This window comes from Ruegeria sp. BHSA191 (assembly GCF_059613325.1).
Genome location: NZ_JBXWSH010000016.1, coordinates 19,212 through 38,407 on the forward strand (window position 1 = coordinate 19,212; position 19,196 = coordinate 38,407).

At 62.2% G+C, this 19,196-nt stretch carries 20 protein-coding genes; 15 read left to right on the top strand and 5 right to left on the bottom strand.

What is annotated here, in order from left to right; translation table 11 throughout:
- The first annotated feature begins 100 nt into the window (after positions 1-100).
- The 5 genes from AC2FNS_RS14500 (at position 101) to cls (ending at position 3,992) form a co-directional block, all read left to right on the top strand.
- On the top strand, positions 101-331 hold the full coding sequence (locus tag AC2FNS_RS14500; RefSeq protein WP_496682463.1) for a hypothetical protein: 231 nt from the start codon (positions 101-103) through the stop codon (positions 329-331).
- 170 nt (positions 332-501) lie between these two features.
- Positions 502-747 (top strand): hypothetical protein, encoded by a 246-nt coding sequence (locus AC2FNS_RS14505; protein ID WP_496687015.1) that lies wholly within the window; start codon positions 502-504, stop codon positions 745-747.
- Between the two features lie 10 nt (positions 748-757).
- Positions 758-1,240 (top strand): hypothetical protein, encoded by a 483-nt coding sequence (locus tag AC2FNS_RS14510; protein ID WP_496682466.1) that lies wholly within the window; start codon positions 758-760, stop codon positions 1,238-1,240.
- Between the two features lie 195 nt (positions 1,241-1,435).
- Positions 1,436-2,593 carry a mechanosensitive ion channel family protein gene (locus AC2FNS_RS14515; RefSeq protein WP_496710939.1) on the top strand — a complete coding sequence of 386 codons (1,158 nt, stop codon included), beginning with the start codon at positions 1,436-1,438 and terminating at the stop codon, positions 2,591-2,593.
- Positions 2,586-3,992 (top strand): cardiolipin synthase, encoded by a 1,407-nt coding sequence (gene cls / locus AC2FNS_RS14520; protein WP_496710938.1) that lies wholly within the window; start codon positions 2,586-2,588, stop codon positions 3,990-3,992. The genes AC2FNS_RS14515 and cls overlap by 8 nt, the downstream gene beginning before the upstream one ends.
- 408 nt (positions 3,993-4,400) lie before the next feature.
- Here cls and AC2FNS_RS14525 read toward each other — a convergent pair whose 3' ends face one another.
- Both AC2FNS_RS14525 and AC2FNS_RS14530 read right to left on the bottom strand, forming a co-directional pair.
- Entirely contained in the window at positions 4,401-6,776 is a 2,376-nt protein-coding gene (locus tag AC2FNS_RS14525; protein WP_496727565.1) for a YbcC family protein, read from the bottom strand.
- Positions 6,777-6,805: 29 nt separating this feature from the next.
- The gene (locus AC2FNS_RS14530) at positions 6,806-8,368 is read right to left on the bottom strand and encodes a proton-conducting transporter transmembrane domain-containing protein (protein WP_496710936.1); all 1,563 of its coding nucleotides are present in this window, start codon (positions 8,366-8,368) and stop codon (positions 6,806-6,808) included.
- A 101-nt stretch (positions 8,369-8,469) separates the two neighbouring features.
- Here AC2FNS_RS14530 and AC2FNS_RS14535 point away from each other — a divergent pair, with 101 nt between their 5' ends.
- The 10 genes from AC2FNS_RS14535 (at position 8,470) to AC2FNS_RS14580 (ending at position 17,299) form a co-directional block, all read left to right on the top strand.
- Entirely contained in the window at positions 8,470-9,354 is an 885-nt protein-coding gene (locus AC2FNS_RS14535; protein ID WP_496682480.1) for a LysR family transcriptional regulator, read from the top strand.
- A 183-nt stretch (positions 9,355-9,537) separates the two neighbouring features.
- Positions 9,538-9,741: a hypothetical protein gene (locus AC2FNS_RS14540; RefSeq protein ID WP_496687022.1), complete on the top strand. Its 204-nt coding sequence runs from the start codon at positions 9,538-9,540 to the stop codon at positions 9,739-9,741.
- 209 nt (positions 9,742-9,950) lie between these two features.
- Entirely contained in the window at positions 9,951-10,742 is a 792-nt protein-coding gene (modA, locus tag AC2FNS_RS14545; protein ID WP_496710934.1) for a molybdate ABC transporter substrate-binding protein, read from the top strand.
- Between the two features lie 4 nt (positions 10,743-10,746).
- Positions 10,747-11,415: a molybdate ABC transporter permease subunit gene (gene modB, locus AC2FNS_RS14550; protein ID WP_496710933.1), complete on the top strand. Its 669-nt coding sequence runs from the start codon at positions 10,747-10,749 to the stop codon at positions 11,413-11,415.
- Complete coding sequence (gene modC / locus AC2FNS_RS14555) at positions 11,415-12,524, top strand: molybdenum ABC transporter ATP-binding protein (protein ID WP_496710932.1); 1,110 nt, start codon at positions 11,415-11,417, stop codon at positions 12,522-12,524. The genes modB and modC overlap by 1 nt, the downstream gene beginning before the upstream one ends.
- Before the next feature lie 138 nt (positions 12,525-12,662).
- Entirely contained in the window at positions 12,663-13,502 is an 840-nt protein-coding gene (locus tag AC2FNS_RS14560) for an arsenate reductase/protein-tyrosine-phosphatase family protein (protein ID WP_496710931.1), read from the top strand.
- A complete protein-coding gene (locus AC2FNS_RS14565; protein ID WP_496710930.1) occupies positions 13,499-14,497 on the top strand; it encodes an ArsJ-associated glyceraldehyde-3-phosphate dehydrogenase in 999 nt (332 codons plus the stop codon). Before AC2FNS_RS14560 ends, AC2FNS_RS14565 begins: the two co-directional genes overlap by 4 nt.
- Before the next feature lie 38 nt (positions 14,498-14,535).
- Positions 14,536-15,771: an organoarsenical effux MFS transporter ArsJ gene (gene arsJ, locus AC2FNS_RS14570; protein WP_496710977.1), complete on the top strand. Its 1,236-nt coding sequence runs from the start codon at positions 14,536-14,538 to the stop codon at positions 15,769-15,771.
- Positions 15,768-16,811 (top strand): ACR3 family arsenite efflux transporter, encoded by a 1,044-nt coding sequence (arsB, locus tag AC2FNS_RS14575; protein WP_496710929.1) that lies wholly within the window; start codon positions 15,768-15,770, stop codon positions 16,809-16,811. Before arsJ ends, arsB begins: the two co-directional genes overlap by 4 nt.
- Before the next feature lie 329 nt (positions 16,812-17,140).
- Positions 17,141-17,299 (top strand): hypothetical protein, encoded by a 159-nt coding sequence (locus AC2FNS_RS14580; RefSeq protein ID WP_496687030.1) that lies wholly within the window; start codon positions 17,141-17,143, stop codon positions 17,297-17,299.
- Between the two features lie 9 nt (positions 17,300-17,308).
- Here the strand turns inward: AC2FNS_RS14580 and AC2FNS_RS14585 are convergent, their stop codons facing one another.
- The 3 genes from AC2FNS_RS14585 to AC2FNS_RS14595 all read right to left on the bottom strand — a co-directional run bounded on the left by AC2FNS_RS14585 (position 17,309) and on the right by AC2FNS_RS14595 (position 19,126).
- Positions 17,309-18,406 (bottom strand): M56 family metallopeptidase, encoded by a 1,098-nt coding sequence (locus AC2FNS_RS14585; RefSeq protein WP_496710928.1) that lies wholly within the window; start codon positions 18,404-18,406, stop codon positions 17,309-17,311.
- The gene (locus tag AC2FNS_RS14590) at positions 18,393-18,788 is read right to left on the bottom strand and encodes a BlaI/MecI/CopY family transcriptional regulator (RefSeq protein ID WP_005983946.1); all 396 of its coding nucleotides are present in this window, start codon (positions 18,786-18,788) and stop codon (positions 18,393-18,395) included. The genes AC2FNS_RS14585 and AC2FNS_RS14590 overlap by 14 nt, the downstream gene beginning before the upstream one ends.
- Positions 18,789-18,856: 68 nt before the next feature.
- Entirely contained in the window at positions 18,857-19,126 is a 270-nt protein-coding gene (locus tag AC2FNS_RS14595; protein WP_370797609.1) for a DUF2160 domain-containing protein, read from the bottom strand.
- Positions 19,127-19,196 lie beyond the last annotated feature (70 nt).

The following is a 19,196-nucleotide window of genomic DNA, read 5'->3' on the forward strand; positions in this document are numbered from 1 at the left end:
CATGGCGCAGCGAGGTTCGCAGATCGCCAAAAGTAAAGGTTTGATGTATTTTCAAGACGGCACTACGCTGTCAGCATGTGATGACACAGGAGGAATGGGTATGGAAATCAAGGATCTAATGGAGGACCTGCAGCGGCGTCGAGACGAGCTGCGGCTCCAACTGCACTTGGCGACGAAGGAAGCTGAGGACGAATGGAAAGAGTTGACCGCTCAGTGGGACAAGTTCCTGACACGCGACGAGTTCGAAAAAAGCGCCGAGGAAGTGGGCGAGGCGGCGCGGGCGATTGGCCTGCAGATGAAGGCGGCCTACGACAAGTTCAAGAAGTCTTAGGTCCGAGCTGCCCCGACCGCGCGCAGCGAAAGGGGCCGTGGGCATGGTTCCCGGCAAGAGTGGCGATGGAAACGTCCTGCGCTGAATGAGCAGAAGTGTCTCTGCCTTGTAAAGTGTCCGGTTTCACGTGCCTCGACCTCGGACAACGCAACCAAATGGGAGATCGCCCCATGGCGACAAAAGCTGAGCTCGAAGCTGAACTGGCTGTTCTTCGCGAGAAGCTCAAGGAAAATGGCGGTTCATCAGCGCAAACGCAGAAAGTGCCCGACAACATCGATGAAAAGCGGGAGCCGGGGGGGTGGGACAGCGAGCTTTCTGAGCTTTTGGCACAAATCGAAGAATTGCCGAGCAAACATCCCCTGCTTCTTACATTGGGGGTATTCGCTCTGGGATATTTGATCGGTCGCTCAAAGTAGGGAACTTGTCATGAACCGCATCTCCAGAAACGTTTCTATCGTCCTTCGTTCCGAGCGACTGATCGCTCAGCGGCACTTGGCCGTATTGCGGCGACAAACCGGTCTGATGGCAGCGGCGGGTATCGCTGCGGCAGTCGGTTTGATCATGTTGAACGCGTCGGCATACTTGGCGCTTTCGCAAAGTGTTTCGGCGCCAATTGCGGCTTTGGTTGTGTCGCTGGCGAATTTGATCGTCGCCGCGATCTTGATTTCGATTGCAGGTAAGTCCAGCGCGGAACAGGAAACAGCACCGGTTGCAGAGGTGCGGGACATGGCCCTTGAAGACATCGAGGCCGAGATCCGAGCCTTTTCCGAAGAAGCCAAGGCCACGGCGGAAGCCGTCAAGAAAATGGCGAATGACCCGTTGGGTTCCATCGCCCCCAAAGTTGCAAGCAGCGTGGTCAGCGCAGTGATCCGGAACACCACGGAGAGCTCAAAAAAGGACAAAAGCTAGCGCATGCTCCTGCCTTCAATTTACCAGCTGCTCTGCACTTTTTGGCGCCGATTATCGATACTGCGAGCGTAACACTTGCCCCAAAAACAGGGCGGGCAAAATAGGCTTAGAACTTGTAGTTTTTCGGACAGTGATCAGCCAAGGATCATGAAATCAGGCTGCTTGGCGAGTGTAATTTATGGGAAGTCTTTTGCAGTGACCACTCATCTGGACAACACTTTTGGGAAATCAAGCATAGAGAGAACAGCAGAAAACATATCCATTTGGGTTGAGAGCATCGATCCAGTTCTTGCGATCAGTTTACTGGCTTTCGTTGTTTTGGTGTACGTTTTTAGAAAGCCATTGGCAAATTGTGTGCTGCAGCTTCTGAGTTTTCTCATGCGGCGCCTCGAAAGCGCAATATCAGAGGAAATACGCGGCAAGCTGCGTGAAGCCGTTCAAGTGCTTCTCGTCACCTTTGCTATGTTTATAGTTCTAGAGATTATCCAGCCTCCGGAACTACTCTACCGATTTTTGCGTCGAGTGTTGACATCGATATGCATCATTGCGGTGTTTTCTGGCTGGTATCGATTGGCGGCCGTATTCGTTTCCATGTTGAGCAGTGAAGAACACGCGAAGTCTATCCGTCTCGAACAGGACTGGACTGTTAGAGTGACACAGTTCTCAGTTGTTCTTTTTGGTTTAGCTGCATTGCTCGAGGTCTGGGAGATCGACATTTCTGGTGCGCTGACGGGTGTCGGCGTGCTTGGCGCAGGGCTGGCAATCGCCTCACAAGACCTAGTAAGAAACTTGCTTGCCGGCATGACCAACAGCAGCGAAGAGCGCTTCGTGTCCGGAGATACGATTGATGTTGAGGGTTTGGTCGCCGGTGTTGTCGAGCGGGTGGACCTGCGCTCGACTCTGGTTGTTGGATTTGACCAGATCCCACGCTTCGTTCCGAACGCGGAACTGGCCAACAGCGTTGTGCTGAATTATTCCCGGATGAAGCATCGTCGGATCATGATGACCTTCGGCTTGGTGCTCTCTGCCAGCGAAAGTCAGGTGATCGCCGTTCGCGACGGGCTGCAGCGCTACATGCACGAAAGCGGCGATTTTGATACCTCGGATGACGCCCCGTGCTACGTGCGCGTCACGGGGCTGAGCGACCATTCGATAGATATTTTGTTCTACGGGCGTAGCCGATCGCCGACTTATTCAGACTTTCTACGCGTCAGCGAAAACCTCAGCCTGAAAATCCTGTCTCTGGTCGCAGAAGTGGGAACCCAACTGGCCCATCCGACCCAAACGATAAAAACGGTTTCCCCGGCGCCTCATCAGACGCCCGGCCCGGACAAGGAGGACCTCAATGACTGAGTTTATCCTGGCCTTTCTGGTTGTCCTCGAGGGGATTGCCATCTTCTTCGCTTGGCGCGCCGTTCAAACCGCACGCACGCCGCAAGGGGCGGTGGGCTGGGCCATCCTGCTGATCGCCGCGCCTTACCTGGGCGTGCCACTCTACCTATTCTTGGGCCATCACAAATACCGGGGATTCATCCTTTCGCGCAAGGGCAGCGAACGCGTGATGGAAGGCCTGCGCGTCCATGCTGAAACGTATAGGCCCGTGGCACCGCTGCCGGTGTCGCCCCGGCCGCTGGAGGCGATTTCCGGGTTTCCGGCAGTGCGCGGCAATTCCATGCGGCTGCTTGTCGATGGCGAGGAAACATTCGCAGACATCTTCAATGCCATCGATGAGGCCGAGAATTATGTGCTGGTGCAATCCTATATCGTCAAGGACGACGGTGTGGGGCGCGCACTGGCCGAGCGAATGATCGCGGCGGCAGGCCGGGGCGTTAGCGTTAGGTTCCTCGTCGATGCGGTCGGCTCGATTGCGCTGCCCGCAACCTACTTCGATCGATTACGTGCGGGCGGCGTAGAATTCGTCGACCCCAAAAAAATGCCCGGGCCCCGGACGCGCTTTCACCTCAACTTCCGCAACCACCGCAAGACAATCATCGTGGATGGTAAGACCGGCTTTACCGGCGGGCTGAATCTCGGCGACGAGTACAAAGGACTGGACCCGAAATTTGGCGACTGGCGCGACACCCATGCCCGGCTGCAAGGGCCGATTGTGTCACAGCTGCAGCTGATCTTTGCCGAGGACTGGCACTGGGCCACCGAAGAGGTGCTGCTTGACGATCTGCTCTGGGATGCCCCCCTGGCCGGGGATGACATGGCGGCGATGCTGATGGCGACCGGCCCGGCGGACGAGATGGAAACCGGGGCATTGTTTTTCTTTGCCTGCATTTCCATGGCCAAAGACCGCATCTGGATTGCCTCGCCCTATTTCGTGCCGGACACCGACGTGATCGCGGCCTTGAAATTCGCCGCACTGCGTGGCGTTGATGTTCGGATACTTGTTCCCGAAGTCGTCGACCATAAAGTGCCCTGGCTTGCAGCCTTTGCGTATTTCGACGAAATTCGCGACGCGGGGGTCAAGGTCTTTCGATACGATGCGGGCTTCATGCATCAGAAAGTCGTCCTGGTCGATGATGCCGTGGCGGCAGTGGGCACAACAAACATGGACAACCGCTCATTCCGTTTGAACTTCGAGGCCATGGCAATGCTTTTTGACACTCGCGCGGCTTCCCAGTTGCACGCGATGCTCGAAGCTGACTTTGCGCGGTCGTTTGAACTCACAAAGACACTGATGGAGCAACCTTGGAGAGTTCGCGTTGGCGCTCCAATTTCGCGGCTGTTTTCCCCATTACTCTGATTGCTTTGCTGGTGCGATCTTTGAAGTTTCATTCCTTCTTCAGAGTTTTTCGTAGAGTTATGATTTTGACTGGGGGTAAGTATGTGGCGTATCAATCGCGCCTAGTTTACCGGAAAGCCTGCCGCTGTAGTCGCCGATCGTGATCGTGCAGGGCTCGCGGTGGACGACGAGGCGCCCGATCACTTCGGGCGCAAGCCAGGCGAGGCGTTTGAGGTGGCCGAAGTAGCGGTCGGACAGGCCCTCGTCGGCGGCGAGATCCGTGAGTGTGGCGACCTAGCCGGCCTCCAGAATCTTCCGCTAGCGCCATGCCCGGCCGATGGCGCGCAAGAGGCGGAGACCTTGTGCCGAGGCAGTGCGAACACCGCCTCTTTGCCATGCATGATACCGAAGGCGATGCGTCTTTAACGCTCAAGCTACCTGCCTTGGAACGGTTTGTGTCCGCCATTCTCCACCTGGCCGATAGCGAGCGGCGACGCGTCCAGATTCGAGTTGCAGCAGGTGGAGCCAGCCGTTGTTGAATAGCGCCGCAACCTCGCTGTGGCGGGCGAGGATGTCCGAGATCGCTTCGCGCGGGGCCTCGATGAGCACGGTCAGGCGCTGCGGCTCATGCATCTGACGCATGCCGTCATGCACTGCCTGCCAGGGCAGTCCTGCCCGCAGCCGCCCGCCGTTTCCCTCGACCACGCCGATGCCGCCTGCGACATTGTGGATGAGTTTGTTGCCGGCCCCGAAGACTTCGGGTGCGAGGCTTGAGCCGTAGTATTGCAGGGAGATCCAGCTTGCCACCACGACAGGTGCGGTCAGGATCAACTCGAGCGTGGCAAAGCCCTCGTCCGCCTTCCAGTCGTAACTGTGCAGAAAGGCACGCCCGCCGAGATCCTTGCCAGCGGTCGCCGCGCGCGGGGCGGCGATAAACACGGAACAGCCCGCAAGCCCCCATTCGGGGCGGATTTCGGACCAGTCGCGCGCCCGCGCCGCCACGGTTTGGGGCGTTGCGCCGGGAAGCTTGAGAGCGCGCTCCATCCGCGCCTGATTGCTCGCCGCTGCAAGCCACGCGCGGGTCTGTGCAAGCTCCGGCGCATGCGTGGCGGGGGCTTCGGCATCGAACAAACTCACTTCCTCGGTTGTGGTGTCGTGCAGCGCGGCCACGAAGTGCGTGTCCTCGGGCAGCGCGATCCCAAGCCCCGGAAGATGCGCACGGGTTTCTGGATCGTTCAGTAGTGCGGCCAGAAGCCGCGCCGAAACCGCACCTGTGTGACCTCCGCAGGCGCCGCAGTGATAGGCGCTTTCGTGGGGGTTGTTGGTGGCCTGCGCGCCATGGCCGACGAGTAACATCAGCCGTGCGAATCCTTCACGAAGGCCCATTGCCTTGAGCACGTCGGCCACGATTTCCGCCCGGCGTTCCGGCGAGAGCGTATCTGCAAGGCGAGGGGCGGGTTCTGGCGTCGCTGCTGCGGCGGCCTTGCCGAATGTGCCGGCCAGAAGCTTGCAGCCATAGACGAGCCCCGCCGCCTCCACAAAGGCAAAAGACGAGACTGCCGCCTGCCGGAAACGCCCCCAGGCGCGCACTGCCCGCGCGTCAATGCGTGTCGCCTTCTCGGCGGTCCCGGGCTGCTGGCTCGAGCTGCGAAGGGCGGGCGTCAGCAACACCGGCAGATGCGCCTCGACCGCATCGGAGCCATGTGGAGAATGCGCGACCGGCAGGCCGAAGAAACCAGCGAAACCAAGGGTCTCGATTCCCGGTGCCTGCGCCTCGAGAGCGCGGCGAAACGGCTCGGAGCGCACGTCGATGCAAAAGGCCGCCTGCAGCGTCGAGCGTGCCGAGGGCAGGGCGGCGGGCCCATCGAGCCGCTCGTCGAGGCGCCGCTGGAGGGCACGTTCGGCGGCATCCTGAAGGATTGCGTCAATCACGAGGTCCGGGCTTGGCGCGACGGGTTCGGCATGCGCCCGAACCACCTCGGCCCAGCGGGGCGCGAGTTCGGGGTACTGCGCAAAAAGAGCCTCCTCCCAGGTCAGACGGATCGCTAGCAGCGCCGGAAGGGTGCGGTCGGTCCCTCTCTCTTGCTCGGCCTTCCACAGCAACCAGCGAGCGTGCTGCTCCCAGCCACCGAGATCCAAAAGCAGCCGGTGAAAGGCCGTTTCGGCCGCGTCTGCCTCGATGCCCAGCGACTCGGCCGCTCTGGCGATCGCTCGCTCGGGGGTGTCTGGGACGGCTGCGACATGCGCGCAGAAGCCATGGAGTCCGGCGATCTCGGGGGTCAGGTCGCGCGCGGCCCAGGCCCTCCAGGCGGCCCAGGCGGGGGCATCCGTCGCAGGTAACCAAAACGCTTGCCCCCGGTCGAAGTGACCGGCCGCCCAGAGGCCGACGCAGCGTTCGATCACGGCGGGCCAGTCGGTCCCGCTCAACTCGGCAGCAAGATCGGCAACGGTTGGCAGAGCGCGGGGCGCTGGTGTCGGCGCATGCATCTTGGCCTTTAGAAGCGCCAAGTTGGCCGGTTTAAGCGGTGAGGTGCAGGCAATCAGCGCCGCTGCGAGATCGTCATCGGTGATACGCCCTGCTGCAACCTCGGCTGCAAGCTCAGTGCGCGGACGGAAGAGCGCCGCACCGGATACGCGCGCAAGACGTGCCGCCGCTACGGTCATGTTTTCTCCCGCCTGTCCAAGAAAGGGGTTGACTGCCACCGTGGCATCAAGCGGGAAGGCGGGCGGGATCGCCCGCACGGCGGCCTCGGCGGCCTTCAGAATCGCCGACAGCCGGGCTGGCGCTATGTCGATTTCTTGCATGAACATTTCGTAAGATCCTTATTTCGCGTTTATTTGGGCTTCACAGTGCGGAAGCCGCCGATCGCCTGGTCAATGAGCGCATTTAGGTACAGGCCGTTGGTGACATGCACGCGCAGCCCTGCAGCGGCTGGGTGGTTCGCCCAGAGCGGAAACAGAGCCTGAGCAAGCGCCACCAACCCGAAGGACGTAACCGCGAGCACGATCAGCGCCCATTCCAGCGGGCCCGGAACGGGCGGTGCGGGCAGATGAGCGCCCCAGAGCGCTTGCGCGCCGAGTTGGAAGGCAAAATAGGCCACCGTGGCGGCGAGCGCGGCGCGCGCGGTGCGGCGCGTCAGGGCCCGCGGCGCGGCATCGGCCAGCCCCTGCGCCACGAGGTAGGCGACGCCGAAGACAAGAATCGCGCCCAGCGCCAACGCCTGCGGTGACTTCGGCCCGGCGATGGCCATGAAAGCCCCCGCCATAGCCGCATAAAGTGCCAGCGCCAGGGCAAAGGCCCGAAACACTGCCCCCCAGCCCGGCACCGCCACAGGCCCCGGACGGCGCGCGGCGTTGACCTCGGTCACGGCCATACCGGCAGTCAGGAAGGCATGGCTCTTGTAGAGCCCATGGGCGACGATGTGCAGGAGCGCAATCGGCCACAAGCCCAGCCCGCATTGCATCAGCATGAAGCCCATCTGTCCGACCGTCGACCAGGCCAGTGCCGTCTTGACCGCGCTTTGTGTCAGCATCACCACCGCCCCAAAGAGAGCAGTGAGCCCGCCCATCAGGACCAGAACCGCCATCGCCGCAGGGCTGGCCTGCACCAGCTCTGCGAGCCGGATCAGCAGGACTCCGCCTGCATTGATGATCCCTGCATGCAGTAGCGCCGAAACCGGGGTAGGCGCCTCCATCACCTCAGTCAGCCAGCCGTGCACGGGGAAGGCTGCCGTCTTCAAGAGCGCTGCCAGCACAATGAGCGCCACGGCTGCCTGTCCCGCAGCGCCCAGGCCTTGCGCTTGCACAGACTCGCGCAGTGCGGTCAGATCGGCGGTGCCGAAAGACACCCAAAGCAGACCTGCTGCAAGCACCAGCGCTATATCGCCGGCGTGCCAGACCAGGGAGAACTTCGTTGCCGCTCTCCGCGCCGCCGGCCGATCCGAATAGAAAAGCAAGAGTTGACGCAACACTACCCCGGTTGCCAGAAAAGCTGCGACCAAAACGGCAATATGGCCGGCTTGGACCAACGCCAGAACAATGGCCAGCGTTGTCAGCATCAATGCGTGAAACCGCCCCTCCTGCGCTTCGCCGTCCATGTAGCGCTTTGAATAGCGTGTCACGATCCAGCCGATAAAGGCGACAAGCAGCGACATTGTCGCGCCGATCACGTCGAGCATGAGCAGCTGCCCGAATCCGCTGACGCCGGTCTTTGGCGCGGAACCTGTCGCGAGCATGGCGGCCCCGGAAAGGGCCAGCACTAGCGCGACAAGGCTTGCGCTTTCCGGCAGCCAGCGCGCACGGGGCGGACGACGGCCCGGTGTGACCATCATTGTGGCAGCGCCGATCAGCAAAACCAGAGGCGCGAATTGGCCCGGGAAGGCAAGAAGGGCATCCATTGTCAATCTCCACGTTCAAGGAACTGTGGAGCGGACATAAACTCTTGGCGTTATCCAGAAAATTACATAATTTTAGTGTTAACGTTCGATCTGATGGAACAATGGCCAAGCTCAACCTTCACCATCTTCACCTGTTCCGTGCAGTCGCGCGCGAAGGCACGCTCACCGGCGCGGCGCAGCGGCTGAACCTGTCGCAGTCGGCGATGTCGACACAGATCAAGACGCTCGAAAGCACGCTTGGCCATCAGTTGTTCGAGCGCCGCGGACGCGGGCTGGTGCTGACCGAGGCAGGACGGATTGCGCTCGACCATGCCGAGTCGATCTTCCGGACCGCAGACGATCTCGTGGCCACTCTGCGCGACCGCCACGCCGGTCGGAGAGCTCTGCGCGTCGGCGCATTGTCCACGCTGTCGCGCAACTTTCAGATTGGTTTCATCGCGCCCTTTCTTGTGCAAGAAGATGTCGAAGTTATTCTGCGCTCCGGTCCGCAGTCTCAGCTCATCGCCGGTCTAGAGGCACTAACGCTTGACGTGGTGCTTACCAACCACCCCCCCGCGCAAGACGCAGCTAGCCGTCACCTGATCCACAGCATTGCCGAGCAACCAGTCAGTCTGATCGGTCCGCCCGATCTTGCTGGGCAGCCGCTGCACGACTTGCTGGAAAGCCGGCCACTGATCCTGCCTGCCTCCGGAAGCGCGCTGCGGGCGGCCATCGACGCTATGTTCGACGGGTTCTCAATCCTGCCCCGCATCGTCGCCGAAGCCGATGACATGGCCATGCTGCGGCTTCTGGCGCGCTCGGGTGCGGGGCTCGCTGTAATCCCACCCATCGTCGTACAGGACGAGCTTGCGTCAGGCCGGCTGGTCGAGCTTGCCAAGCTCGACGGGCTGTCGGAGACTTTCTTTGCTGTGACTCTGCGTCGCCGCTTCCCCAACCCTCTCATCCGCGACGCGCTGGAGGCGGCCATGGCCGCGGAGTTCGGCTGAGGCTGATCTGTGTAGCGTCAAGAAAACTTCCGTGCTGTCCAGCCGAATATTCCTTGCGTAAGCTTATGCAGCCACAGGCAGTGCTGGAGTCTTGGTTTTGTCAAAATGCTCGCGCGATTTTTTGCGAACCGCAATCTCGGTTCTGGCATCCGGTTTTGGACCCTGAGTCATCCTTGACCACTGATGAAACGAAACCCGCGCAATTTGGAGCGGTGCTATTTTCACAGGGATTTTCGATGGACTGAAAGTCAGCCCCGCCAAAATTTCGGCACCGGTTTCGAACGCTTGCAAGCTGAGCAACGTGGCGAGCCGACAGGAGGCAAAGCGGGCATCGCCGTTGATCGACTGGCGGTCAAGGATGATGAAATATGTCGTTCGTGCGGCTGAGGCGACCGGACCCAATCCAAAGGCCGTCTATTGCAGCGCCAGTTGCCTGTGTCGGCGTACTCTTTTTTGGTTTTCTGGAGGGACTCGTCGCAGAGGTCCTTGCCACAGAGCCGGATGGTCTGCGGCAAGAAATAGCAATTGACCCTTTGGGAGCGAGCGTGGATATTTTGCCAAGGAAAAATGGTGGCACATTCACCCGGAGCGCAGATATGAACCTCACCCGCCGCATGTTCGGGGCAGCGACTCTCGCCTGCGGAATTGCCGCCATTGCGCAACCCGCAGCGGCCCGGGCGCAGGAACCGCCCGTTATTGCCGCGGCATCGGATCTGCGCTTTGCGGTTCAGGATATCGCCGCCGCTTTCGCCATGAAAACCGGCCACGAACTGCGGCTTGCGTTCGGGTCCACCGGCAATTTCGCGCGGCAGATCCGCGAAGGCGCGCCTTTTGAAATGTTCATGGCGGCCGATGAAAGCTTTGTTCTCGATCTGGCCCGCGACGGGTTCTTGCGGGACGAGGGCGCTCTCTACGCCCAGGGGCGCGTGGCCATCGCAGTTCCGAACCAAGGGTCGGCGCTGGCAGCCGACGGGACGCTGGAAGACCTGCACCGCGCGCTTGGCGCCGGGCAGGTGTCGCGCTTTGCAATCGCCAATCCCCAGCACGCGCCCTATGGCATGCGGGCGATGGAGGTCCTGCAGCATGTGGGCATCTGGACGGCAATCGAACCGTCGCTGGTGTTGGGTGAAAATGTCAGCCAGGCCGCGCAGTTCGCGCTGTCGGGCAGCGCCGATGGCGGCATCATCGCTTGGTCCCTGGCCCAGTCGCCACAGCTCCAGCCGCTGGGGGAATTTGCGCTCATTCCCGCCGATTGGCACCAGCCGCTGATGCAGCGCATGGCCTTGGTGCGGAATGCGGGGCCCGTGGCAGAGGCGTTCTATCGCTACATGAAAATGCCTGTTGCGCTTGAAATCTTGGCGCGCCACGGCTTTACCGTGCCGGGTTAGACGCATGGATTTGCAGGCGCTCTGGCTTTCGCTTTCGCTGGCTGCGTGGACGGTGGCCTTGCTTCTACCGGTATCGATCCTGTTCGGGCGGTTTCTGGCGACCCGTAAGTTCCGGGGAAAGGGTGTGGTCGAGGGGCTTGTGATGCTGCCGCTGGTCCTGCCGCCGACCGTGTTCGGCTTCTACCTTCTGGTCACGCTCGGGCGGAACTCTCCGATCGGTGCGGCCTGGCAGGGGCTGTTCGGCCACCAATTGGTCTTCAGCTTCGAGGGGTTGGTCGTGGCCTCGGTCATCTTCAACCTGCCATTTGCCATCCAACCGGCGCAGCGCGCCTTCGAGGCGATCCCGACGTCCCTGCGCGAAGCGGCGGCGGCCAGCGGGCTGCGCCCCCTGAGCGCGCTGCTGCGCATAGAACTTCCCCTGGCATGGCCGGGGGTTATGACGGCCATGGTGCTGACCTTCGCGCATACACTGGGTGAATTCGGCATCGTCCTTATGGTGGGGGGCTCGATCCCCGGCGAGACCAAGACCATCGCCATCGCGATCTATGACCGCGTACAGGCCTTCGACATGCGGTCGGCGGCGACGATGTCTTCGGTTCTGGTCGCCATTTCGCTGTTCACCATCGCCGTCACCTTCGCTCTGTCGTCCCGCATGGGGCGAAAGCTCGACTGATGACGCTCAGGGTCATACTCCGGGCCAAGGCGCCAATTCCGCTTGATCTGACCTTCGCGGTAGGACCTGGAGAGTTGCTTGCGCTGGTCGGACCCTCGGGATCGGGCAAGACCACGACCTTGCGGACCATCGCTGGGTTCTGGCGGCCCGAAGCGGCGCGGGTCGAGGCCGCCGGGATCACATGGCTCGATACCGAGGCGGGGGTCTGCTTGCCGACGCACCGCCGCCGCGTGGGCTTTGTGTTTCAAGACTATGCGCTGTTTCCGCATTTGACGGCGGCGCAGAACGTGGCCACGTCCCTGGGGGATCTGCCCCGCCGTGCGCGGGTGCGCGAGGCCGAACACCTGTTGCAGCGCGTCCATCTGGATGGGCTCGGCCATCGCCGGCCGGCGGACCTGTCGGGCGGGCAGAAGCAGCGCGTGGCGCTGGCTCGGGCCTTGGCGCGGCGCCCCGACGTGCTGCTTCTGGACGAGCCGTTCTCGGCCGTGGATCGTGCCACGCGTGAGCGGCTGTACGGCGAGATCATCGCTTTGCGCTCCGATCTGGAAATGCCGGTGGTTCTGGTGACCCATGACGTGAACGAGGCGCAGTTGCTTGCGGATCGGATGTTGGTTATCGACCGCGGCCGGGTCGTGCGCGACGGCACCACGGCCGAAGTGATGGCCGACGCCGACGCGCTGCGGGCCATGGGAATCCGCGAAGCGGCTGTCATGCTGCCCGCGATGGTGGCCGAGCATCTCGACGACGGTCTGACCCGACTTGACGCCGCGACCGGTCCGCTGTTCTTGCCCAGGATCGACGGGGCGCCCGGCACCGGTGTCCGGGTGCGGATCATGGCGCATGACGTGATCCTGTCGCGCGCCCGGCCTCTGGGGCTGTCGGCGCAGAACATCCTTGGCGGAATAGTGACACGGATCGTACCCGGAGCAGGACCGGGCGTGCTGGTCCATGTTGCGGTCGGTGAACACGAGATCCTCGCTCGGATCACACGCCGCGCGGCAGCCGATCTTGGTTTGCGACCGGGGGATCCGGTCCACGCCATCCTCAAATCCATGTCCGTTGCCCGCGATCATGTTGCGCGTGCCACGGACGACGGGCGCTTGGGCTGATCGGACCGGGCAAGGGTCCGTTGCTGCGCAGGCCGGGGTCATGCCTGGGCGTCCTGTCGGTTTGCGGCACTGCGAGAGTACGCGTTGTCATCAAACCGTCACTTGCACAGTGCTTTTATATTCGAATATTCATGAAATATGGAAAAAATGATTCCCGAACGCCTGTCCACCCTGGGACATCCACAGCGGCTTGCCGTATTTCGGCTGCTGATGCGGCGCTATCCCGACCGCGTCCCGGCCTCGGAGATCGCGGGCGCGCTGGGGCTAAAGCCCAACACTTTGTCGAATTATCTGAGTGCATTGCTGCAGGTGGGCCTGGTTTCGCAGGAGCGGGCAGGGACTTCGCTGCGCTATGCCATCGAGATGGCGGCAGTGCGCGGGACGATCGACTATTTGCTGCTGGACTGCTGCCGCGGCCGCCCCGAGATCTGCGCGCCCGCTTCCTGCACCACGTCTGACAAGGCCGATCGGGACCGGAAGTTCAATGTGTTGTTCATCTGCACCGGCAATTCGGCGCGGTCGATCTTTGCCGAGGCGATCCTGCGGGACGAGGCGGGCGACCGGTTCAACGTGTATTCGGCCGGAACCCGGGCCCGGGCTGCGTTGAACCCGGTTGCTTTGCAGGTGCTGAAGCTCAACGGCCATGACATTTCGGATTTGCGCGCCAAGACCATCACCGAGCTTCAAACCCCGGGCGCGCCGGATTTCGATTTCGTGTTCACGGTCTGCGATCAGGCCGCGAACGAAGACTGTCCCGCCTGGCCCGGCCAGCCCATCAGCGCGCATTGGGGCGTGCCCGATCCGGTCGGAGCCGACGGGACGCAAGAGCAGATAACTTGTGCCTTTCAAGATGCTTACGACGCGATCCGCAACCGAATCCTGACCTTTTCATCGCTGCCGCTTGAAACCCTTGATCGCATATCGCTTCAGAAGGCCGTGGATGACATCGGCCGGATTCATACCGGAGAAAGAACATGACCGTTTATGCTCTCAACGGCTTGGGCCGCATCGGCAAGCTGGCCCTGAAACCCCTGCTTGAGAAAGGCGCGCAGATCGGCTGGATCAATGATGCGGTGGGGGACCCCGCGATGCACGCGCATCTTCTGGAGTTCGACACCGTGCATGGCCGCTGGGCCGCCGACTTCAGTCATGACGAAAACTCGGTCACCATTGACGGCGTGCGGCTGCCCTTCATCGGAACCCGCAACCTGTCGGAGCTGCCGCTTGAGGGCGTCGACCTCGTCATCGACTGCACCGGAGTTTTCAAGACCGAGGCAAAGCTGGCCCCTTACTTCGACGCCGGCCTGAAAAAGGTGGTGGTCTCGGCTCCGGTCAAGGATGGTGATACGGCCAATATCGTCTTTGGCGTGAACGAAGGCACCTATGACCCGGCCCGCCACCGCATCGTGACCGCGGCCAGCTGCACCACGAACTGCCTGGCCCCGGTGGTCAAGGTGATCCACGAGAGCCTGGGCATCCGGCACGGCTCGATCACCACGATTCATGACGTGACCAACACGCAGACGATCGTGGACCGTCCGGCCAAGGACCTGCGCCGGGCCCGGTCGGCGCTGAACTCGCTGATCCCCACGACCACTGGCAGCGCCACGGCGATCACCCTGATCTATCCCGAGCTGACGGGGCGGCTGAACGGGCATGCGGTGCGGGTGCCGCTGCTGAATGCCTCGCTGACCGATTGCGTGTTCGAGGTTGAACGCGAAACGACGGCCGAAGAGGTGAACGCCCTGTTCAAGGCCGCGGCCGAGGGGCCTCTGGCCGGCATTCTGGGCTATGAGGAGCGTCCGCTGGTCTCGACCGACTATACCAATGACACCCGGTCCAGCATCGTGGATGCACCGTCGACCATGGTGGTGAACGGAACGCAGGTAAAGGTTTATGCCTGGTACGACAACGAGATGGGCTATGCGCACCGCCTGGTGGATGTCGCGATGATGGTCGGGGCATCGCTTTGACACGCGCTTCCCAACGTCCGGACGGGCTGTCGGCCTATATGGCCGTCACGGCAGCCTATTGGGCCTTCATGCTGACCGACGGCGCCCTGCGGATGCTGGTGCTGCTGCATTTTCACACTCTGGGCTTTTCACCGGTCCAGCTGGCCTATTTGTTCGTGCTGTACGAGATCGCCGGGATGGCCACCAACTTGGCCGCCGGGTGGATCGCCGCGCGGTTCGGGCTGACCGCGACCCTGTACGCAGGGCTGACGATACAGGTGCTGGCATTGCTGGCGCTGGCGCAATTGGATCCGGGCTGGACCATCGGTGTGTCCGTCGCCTTCGTGATGGTCGTGCAGGGCGCCAGCGGAGTGGCCAAGGACCTGACCAAGATGTCGTCGAAATCGGCAGTCAAGCTGTTGGCCCCCACAGAAGGCGGCGGACTGTTCCGCTGGGTGGCGGTGCTGACAGGGTCGAAGAACGCGGTCAAAGGGCTTGGCTTCCTGCTGGGGGCGGCCTTGTTGGCCGGGCTCGGCTTCACGGGTGCCGTGCTGGGCATGGCGGGGGTTTTGTTCCTGATCTTGGTGGCGGTGCTGCTGGCGATGCCGCCGGGGCTGCCCAAAGGACGCAAGGGCGCGAAGTTTTCCGAGGTCTTTTCGAAATCGGCCAATGTGAACTGGCTGTCCGCGGCGCGGGTCTTCCTGTTCGGGGCGCGCGACGTCTGGTTCGTCGTCGGCATCCCGATCTATTTCTATGCTGTGCTGTCGGATGGCAGCGAAGCAGGCAACCGCGCGGCTTTTTTTCTGATCGGCGGGTTCATGGCCATGTGGGTCATTCTGTATGGCATCTTTCAGGCCGCCGCCCCGCGCCTGCTGCGGGCAGGGGCGCGGGATGAGGCCAATCTGGTCGCAGCGGCGCGCAGCTGGGCCTGGGGGCTGGCCTGTGTGCCGGCCCTATTGACGGTGGCCGCGCTGCTGTCCTCTGGTCCGACGCCATGGCTGACGCTGACGCTGGTGGGTGGTCTGCTGGCCTTTGGCGCGGTCTTTGCGGTGAATTCCTCGCTGCATTCTTACCTGATCCTGGCCTTCACCCAAGCCGAGCGGGTGACGATGGATGTGGGGTTCTACTACATGGCTAACGCGGGCGGGCGGCTGTTGGGTACGCTGCTGTCTGGGCTGACCTATCAATGGGGCGGGTTGCCCTTGATGCTGGGGACGGCGGCCGCCATGGTCTCGCTGTCCGCCGTGACGGCGGGGCGCTTGCAGCCCCAAACAACTTCGGAGATCTCGGCATGAGCGTATTTGAACGGTATCTGTCCCTGTGGATCGCGCTGGCCATGGCCGCTGGGATCGCCATCGGCTCGTTCGCGCCGGGTTTGGTTCAGGCCATCGCGGCGGCCGAGGTGGCCAATGTCAACCTGGTGGTGGCGGTGCTGATCTGGGCCATGGTCTATCCGATGATGGTAGGGGTGGACCCGGGCAGCCTGCGCGACGTGGTAAAACAGCCCAAAGGGCTGGCGATCACTCTGGTGGTCAACTGGCTGATCAAGCCCTTTACCATGGCGGCGCTGGGCGTGCTGTTCTTCGAATACGTCTTCGCCGACCTGATCGCGCCCGCCGATGCCCAGCAATATATCGCGGGGCTGATCCTGCTGGGTGCGGCACCCTGCACGGCAATGGTGTTCGTCTGGTCGCATCTGACCAAGGGGGACGAGAACTATACCCTGCTGCAGGTGTCGGTGAATGATATTGTCATGGTCTTTGCCTTCGCTCCGATCGTGGCCTTCCTGCTGGGCGTGACCGACATTTCCGTTCCGTGGCAGACGCTGGTCCTGTCGGTTGTCCTGTTCGTGGCACTGCCACTGGCGGCGGGTGTCTGGACGCGCAACCGGCTGGGCTCGGCTGAGCGGATCGCGGCGTTCCGCGACCGGGTCAAGCCGTGGGGTGTTGTCGGCCTGATCGCGACCGTCGTCATCCTGTTCGGACTGCAGGGGCAGGTGATCCTAGACCGGCCGGCGGTCATTGCATTGATCGCCGTGCCGATCCTGATCCAGTCCTACGGGATCTTTGCGGTGGCCTACGCGGCGGCCTTTGCCCTGCGCGTGCCGCACCGGATCGCGGCGCCCTGCGCGCTGATCGGCACGTCGAACTTCTTTGAACTGGCGGTGGCCGTCGCCATCAGCCTGTTCGGCCTGAACTCGGGTGCGGCTCTGGCCACGGTAGTGGGTGTGTTGGTCGAGGTGCCGGTGATGCTGTCGCTGGTGACTTTCGCCAACCGGACACGCGGCAGGTTCCAGCAACGCGAAACAGGTGCCGTGGAACGTGCCGGCATCTGACTGTCGGTTTAACATGCTGAAAGAAAGCACGTCTTGCCCATCTCGGAGGGCGCGAAAAACTCTATCGGCGCCCACTTGAAATCTGGTTTCAACGAAACTTTGGCCGGTTGTGAGACGCCCGATTGAGGTTTCGTGGTTACGTGACAGGTTCGGCTGAAACAGCGGACCGCCAGCCGTTCGCCAGGACGGGAACAGATGACTGACGCGACTACACTGCGCTGCCCTCGGGGCGGCCCGACTTGCCGCATGTCCGATCTCCGTCGGGGGGGGGTGCGCGGCGCGATACGTCACAGGTCGCGCCCGGGAAACGACACCAGAGGAGGACGCGCATGCTTGCACCTGCATTCAACCGACGCAACGATCCGTTTGCAATCATGCGGTCGATGATGCGTGACTTTGACCGCCTGTCCGGTGATGGTCCGGCCCGCTGTTCTGGGCCGGCGCGGATCGCCGCGCCGCGCTTTGGTCCGTGGGGCGTGTATAGGTGACGGCGGCGGTCAGTTCCCGTTGTTGCGCGCTTCCAGCCGTTCAAGATTGACCACCGTCGACAGCATCAGCCTGTCGTGGCTCCAATCCTGGGTCTGGCGGAACGATGCCGCCGCGAATGCCACCAGAACGGCAAAGATCAGCGTCGTCGCAAGAAAGAAGGCGGGCACGGGCGCGTTCAGTCGGGGCGCGTCGGCCAGGGCGATCACCCGCTGCCGCAGGACCCGCTTGGCCTTGCCACCGGGAACCAGGGCCACGTTCAGAACACGCGGGCGGCCCTGCGAGACCGTTCTGGCGCAGTAATCCAGCAGACATTTGGTATAGTCGCGGGCGTCGATTCCGCGGCGCATGACCACGGATTGGTCGCAGGACAGTTCACGCAGACGGCTGAACTGATATTTCAGCAGCCAGAAGGCCGGGTTCCAGAACAACAGCGGACGCAGCAGTTCGAATCCAAGCTCCCATTCGACGTCTCGGGCGCGGACATGCTCGAGTTCATGTGCCAGCGCGAAGCGCAGCTCGCACGGGGTGTCCAGCAGATGGCTGGGCAGCACCACATGGCGGCGGCGCAGACCGCGCACAGCGAAGGGAACGGTGATCCGGTCCGAGAGGCGCACGTCCACGCGGGTCGAGCGGCGCCAGAGGAAGCTGTTCTGAACGGTTTCGCGAATGGCCAGCGCATCCCGAACCGTCCGTGCCAGAATGCGCAGCGCGGCAAGGACCAGCGCCGCGACAAGCCCGGTCAGAACCGGGCTTTGACCGGACAGCACAAGATCGACCCAGCGCTGGCGTGTGTTCAGCAAGGCCTCGAACTGGGTCGCCGGCATGGCGATGTCGCCCCGCAGATAGGCCGCGACGGCGATGTCCCCGATGGCCACGGCGCGTCCGGGCCACATTTGCGCAGACAGTGCGGTCACCGTCAGCGCCAGAACCGGGCTGAGCAGAACACACAGGCAAAGCGCCTTGAGCACACGCAATTGAACGATGAAATTGTGCCGCTGCACCGTTGGGCGCAACGCCGCCCGGGCGGCCAGCCAGATCAGCGCGGACAAGGCCAGCACGACATTCAGGTCCAAATAGGCGTCGAGTACCGGTTTAACCGCTGTCATTTTGCAGTCTCCTCTCTACCAGTGCTCGAATTTCCTCCAGATCAGCTTCGGTCAGGCCGGCGTCATCGACAAGACGTGCCACCAGCGAGGCCGGAGTGTCATCGAACAACGTGCGAGACAGGTTCTGCAGCGACCGCGCCTGATAGGTGTCCTTCTCAAGCAGCGGGCGATAGATCAGGGTTTTGCCATCCTTGCGGCTTTGGACAAATCCCTTTTCATCCAGGATACGCAGGATCGTCGCGCCCGAGGTGTAGGCTAGGTTCCGCTCGGGCGGCAGCCGGTCCAGCACGTCGCGTACCGAGCCTTCGCCAAGTGCCCAAAGCTCGTTCATGAACTCCAGTTCAACCTCGGTCAGCAGATTTCCTGTCTTTCTCTTTCGCATCGGTTTCGGTGTCACCATTTTGCCTGTTATGCTTGCCAGACAAGCATCCTTTCGCGGTTGCGCAAAGCCTAAACTTTCCAGAAAACGAAAATGCCCCAGCCGATCGACAGGAAAAGCGGGGTCCAGACCGGTTGGCCGACCAGCCCCAGCCAGGCCAGAAAGATATAGGCCGAACCCAGCAGGGTGATGAACAGCCGGTCGCCCAATGTGGTGGTCAGGCCCAGCACGCCCCGGCGTTCGATCCCGTCGCGAAACTTGACCACCTCGAGTACCCCGATCAGGGCGATGGCCGAGAAGATGCCCACGAAAACCGCCAGCGTTGCCGGGGTCCAGGCCATCCAGAAATCGGGCCACAGCGGGTCGGTCCAGGAAAAGCCCTTGGGTTCTTCCTGGCCGACATTACCCCAG